At 60.8% G+C, this 4,019-nt stretch carries 2 protein-coding genes and 2 pseudogenes; 1 reads left to right on the forward strand and 3 read right to left on the reverse strand.

What is annotated here, in order from left to right; genetic code table 11:
- Positions 1-115, forward strand: a pseudogene (locus MF605_RS11755) (IS5-like element ISMra2 family transposase); the annotation flags it as partial.
- Positions 116-122: 7 nt separating this feature from the next.
- On the opposite strand, the pseudogene MF605_RS11760 reads toward MF605_RS11755, so the two are convergent.
- From MF605_RS11760 to MF605_RS11770, 3 genes and pseudogenes are all read right to left on the reverse strand, one after another.
- Positions 123-714 (reverse strand): annotated as a pseudogene (locus MF605_RS11760) (IS5 family transposase); the annotation flags it as partial.
- Between the two features lie 124 nt (positions 715-838).
- Positions 839-2,974, reverse strand: coding sequence for a hypothetical protein (locus tag MF605_RS11765; protein WP_208857729.1), 2,136 nt, complete (start codon positions 2,972-2,974; stop codon positions 839-841).
- Positions 2,971-3,723 (reverse strand): hypothetical protein, encoded by a 753-nt coding sequence (locus MF605_RS11770; RefSeq protein WP_208857728.1) that lies wholly within the window; start codon positions 3,721-3,723, stop codon positions 2,971-2,973. The genes MF605_RS11765 and MF605_RS11770 overlap by 4 nt, the downstream gene beginning before the upstream one ends.
- Positions 3,724-4,019: the final 296 nt, after the last annotated feature.

Genomic DNA, 4,019 nt, shown 5'->3' on the forward strand with positions numbered 1-4,019 from the left:
CAACCGGCTCAAACAGTGGCGAGGGATCGCGATGCGTTCGGACAAGTACGCCCGGAACTATCACGCCGGGCTCAGCCTCGCAGCGACACTGCACTGGCTGACTACCCTACTTTAGCAACACGCCCTAAGACTGCGTCCGGGCGGGTTCGGGGCCGACCTGCCGGCCGGGTCACACGCAGCTGTTCCAGCAGCGGCAGCAGCATGGGCGAGTCCCCTGCTTGGCCAGGGGTGATCAGGCTGACCAGTGGCAGCCCTGCACCGTCGACGAGCTGGTGGATCTTCGTGCTCAACCCGCCCCGTGAGCGCCCGATACCGTGATCGGCGGGCTCTTCACGCAGATTCTTGTAGTTCGATCCAGCCCCCTGTGAGGCGCGTGGTGTTCGTCGCGTGCTGATGTGCCCGGGCGATCGTGGAGTCCACCGCCACCGACCAGTCGATAAGGCCTTCAGCGTCAGCAGCCGCCGTGAGGGTCGCCAACACCGTGTCCCAGGTGCCCTCTTCGGCCATGCGCCGATGCCAGGTCCACACGGTCTGCCAGGGCCCGTAGACCTCGGGCAGATCACGCCACGGAATCCCGCACCTGTACCGGTAGATGATGGCCTCGACCATCGTGCGGGCATCGGCGAAGGGTCGGCCCTGTCGGCCCGTGCGGGCTGGGAGCATCGGGGCGATCAGCGCCCACTGAGCATCGGAGAGGATTTGGAACCGGGACATGCCTTTCAGGGTGTCAGCCGACCCCTGGACTCATTGTCAGACACGCCCTAGCGGTCACCTTCGACGTCAGCCGCGGCGGTGCAGGGGGACCGCGTCGTTCCCGTGCACGTGTCGATGCTGAGACTCAGACAGTCGTCTTCGAGAAGAGTGTTTCCCTGATGACGTCGTCGGCCATCCCATCAACCATCTCCACGTAGGAGGACAGGGGGCCTTCGCTCGCAGAGAAGTAGGACAGCATCGTCCCGCGCACCACGGACCTGACATCACCGGCCCCGACGGTCACCCCTCCTTCGATGAGGTTGGAGAGTCGCGCGGACGCCGCACTGAGGGCCTCCTCCGCTGATGCGTGATACTTCGCCCCGACGTGACTGGTCTTCCGGCATACGACAACGCTGTCGAGGCTTGATGGTTCTCGGGCTCCGGCTTTCACCACGCTCGTAGACATCTCACCCGTCACAGGCTGGACCGCCGTGACGGTCAGTCCGGCCGCCTTTAGGGCCTCAATCAGTTCCACCCAACCGGCCACCCTGGCCTGGTGGAAAGTGAAAGCAACAATCCCTTCCGGCTTGAGTACTCGGGAGCACTCCTTCCAGACCCCTGAAATGGCCTTTCCGAAAGCGGCGGGATCAGCGTCCTGAACCTCACCGTCAGATCGAGTAGATTCGGCCGCCGAATAGCCGTCGAACGGGTCCATCTGTCGCAACCATGCGTGGAAGAAGTCGGCCAACTCTGCATAGTGCACGTTGTCCATGTACGGCGGGTCTGTGATGACCATGTCGACCGAAGCGGAAGGCAGATCGGTCGCCGCCGAGTTCCCAGTCCGCACGTAGGCTCGCGCGTCTGTCGACTCGAGCTCAGTCCAAGACATTGCCACCGGGCCAGAAACAGGACAAGAAATGCCAACTGTGCGCTCTACCTTGCCGCGCCGTTCAACCAGATCAGCAGGTTCATTCTTGTAGTCATGGGCTCGGCTCAGTCGAGACTTCTTGAAAGTGGAGAACGAGCCCGAACTCTTCGGATGTCCCCATGGGTGAGCCTCAAGCGGCGTTCGTTGAGGCTTCAAAATGTGGTGCGAGAACATGTGTCGAACTGCGCCGGTTCCTTCCCCCTTGAAGGAGGTGAACATGTTATTGAACTCAAGCGTGCCTGAGAAAAGAGCTACCAGAGCCTCGCGCTCAGGGCACTCTGGAAGATCACGCAATGCCGTGGCCAAGAGCGACAGTGAATACAACTGGCGCGCGTTGAAAAAGTCGGCCCACCGCCTGTAGTTCCAGCGCATGGCCTGGACGGTGTTGTTGCCAGGTTCAAGACTTCCCTGCGGCAAGATCGACCCATCAGGCAGTGACGCCAGCCGTTCCTCGCACTCCCCATACAGGTTGCGATCCCAATCCGTGATGGGCTCGTATGCCTTGGCTCCGGCGCTGTCGACCACCATCTTCGCGTACATGACGCGCTCGGGGAGGTTACCTCCAAGGGAGTCGATCACATTGTTCTCGTGACCATGTCGGCACCTGACCTTCGGGCCATGCACCGGGCCTCGTTTGTCCACCCACTCTCCGCACGTGCACCTGAATGCCTCGAATGCGCCTCGTTGCTCGGACAGAGAAAGACAATGGGGACAAACAACACGCAGTGCCCGTCCGGCTCCTCCGCTGACATGCTTGGAATACACGGGTGAGTCGAAAAGGTGCGTCGGCTCGTTGCACGTTAGGCAATCAACTTTCGTGGCCCAGAAGTAGTAGAGGACGGTGCGCCCCTCCTGGTCACGATGGACTCGGTCGATTTCTTCACGGACCTGGGCCTCTACAGTCGAGTAGAGCTTCTCCAAGGTTTCCCAGTCCCAACGCTGGATTGCCTGGCGCTGAACCAGGGTGGCGACTGGGTTGATGTCGAAACCGACAGCGGTCGCGCCGAACTTGAGCGATTCCACGACTGTGGTGCCCGAACCAGCGAAGGGATCGAAAATCGTCAAACCGTTCAACGATGTGCGCGAGTTATAGGCATCCAGGGCCTCGGCCGTACTTGAGGCGGACGCGGAGGCGATGATTCCACGAAAGACCGTGCCAAGCCGTTTGGCCCACCATTTGTGCGTCGACGTCGCGGGTCGGTGCACCTCTTTGCGCCAGGATTCCTTAGTGCCAACATGGCTGAGCATGAGCCCCGGGAAGCCCTCTTCCAGTGCACTTCTCGCAGGCACCTCGGTCGGCCCTTTGCGAGTTGGCAGTTCCAGGTCCAGCGTCTCGCGCTGGCTCGTAGTCACTGAGCGCCCTCGACTCCGCCGACGGTCGTTGTCTCACTGGTGGCCTCAACCATGGAGACGGTCTTGTCATCTCCCAGGCCGCGCATTCGGAATGCGGTGAAGTTGTGCACGCGGCCCGCATTTGGGTTCGGCCGCTTCGTTGTCGTCATCTCGTTGGTTTCAAGATTGAACTCATAAGCACACACGACTTCGTCTACCTCGGTGCGCGACAGTGACCCGACCTGCACCAGTTCGTCACTCTCAGGAACGTAGCCTTCCGGCATGATGAGGGTGCTTACCCCGGTGGTATTTTGTGCTAGAGCAAATGGAGTCGGAACCACGTACATCTTCCGGTCTCTAACGAGGATGTCGCCATAAGAACCGAACCCGCGGAACGACTTGTTCTTATGCGTGTAATCGTCGTCAGCATTCAGGAAGGAAGCGTGGCACACCACTAGGTCTACGACCGGGTACTCGTTACCCTCATCCGTGGCTTTCGGGTAGCGCCCGAAGACGTAGTAGACCTCTCGCCCGTTATGACGCGGCGTAGGCACCTGGCTATTCGCGTCGTAGTCAGCCTCTCGTCCAGGCCAAGCCAGGCCCTTGACCTCGAATCCCACGGGGTAGTCGACAAGTCGGAAGTCGGGATAGGTATTGCGGCCAGGCTCGTCGTGGTTGAGACCACAATCGTTGAGCCGGTCACCGACCCAGTTCTGGAAGTGATACTCCTTGTCACTGCGGCTAACTCGCTTGATGAGGGTGCCCTGCACTCGGGCACGCTCACATTCTAGGTACATCTGCTCTACGGCCTTCATCGGGTCCTCCGCTCGTTCCGGCTAGTCGGTCACTCGCCACCATGCTATCGACGAGCGGGCTCCGCCTGGGCGGAAAAGTATGCCTACAGCAGTTCCAAGAGCTCGCACGGCAAATTCACCACAGCTGGGCTGACCCCGTTTCGTAGGTCCAGTCGTTATGAGAGTCGTCCTGTTGCCCGCGGTCGCGGGCAGGGAGACTGGTCAGATCATGACGAACAGCAGGAAGCGTCACACCCCCGAGCAGGTCGTCC

The organism is Micrococcus luteus (assembly GCF_022664405.1).
In the GTDB taxonomy this organism is placed as follows: Bacteria; Actinomycetota; Actinomycetes; order Actinomycetales; family Micrococcaceae; genus Micrococcus; species Micrococcus luteus.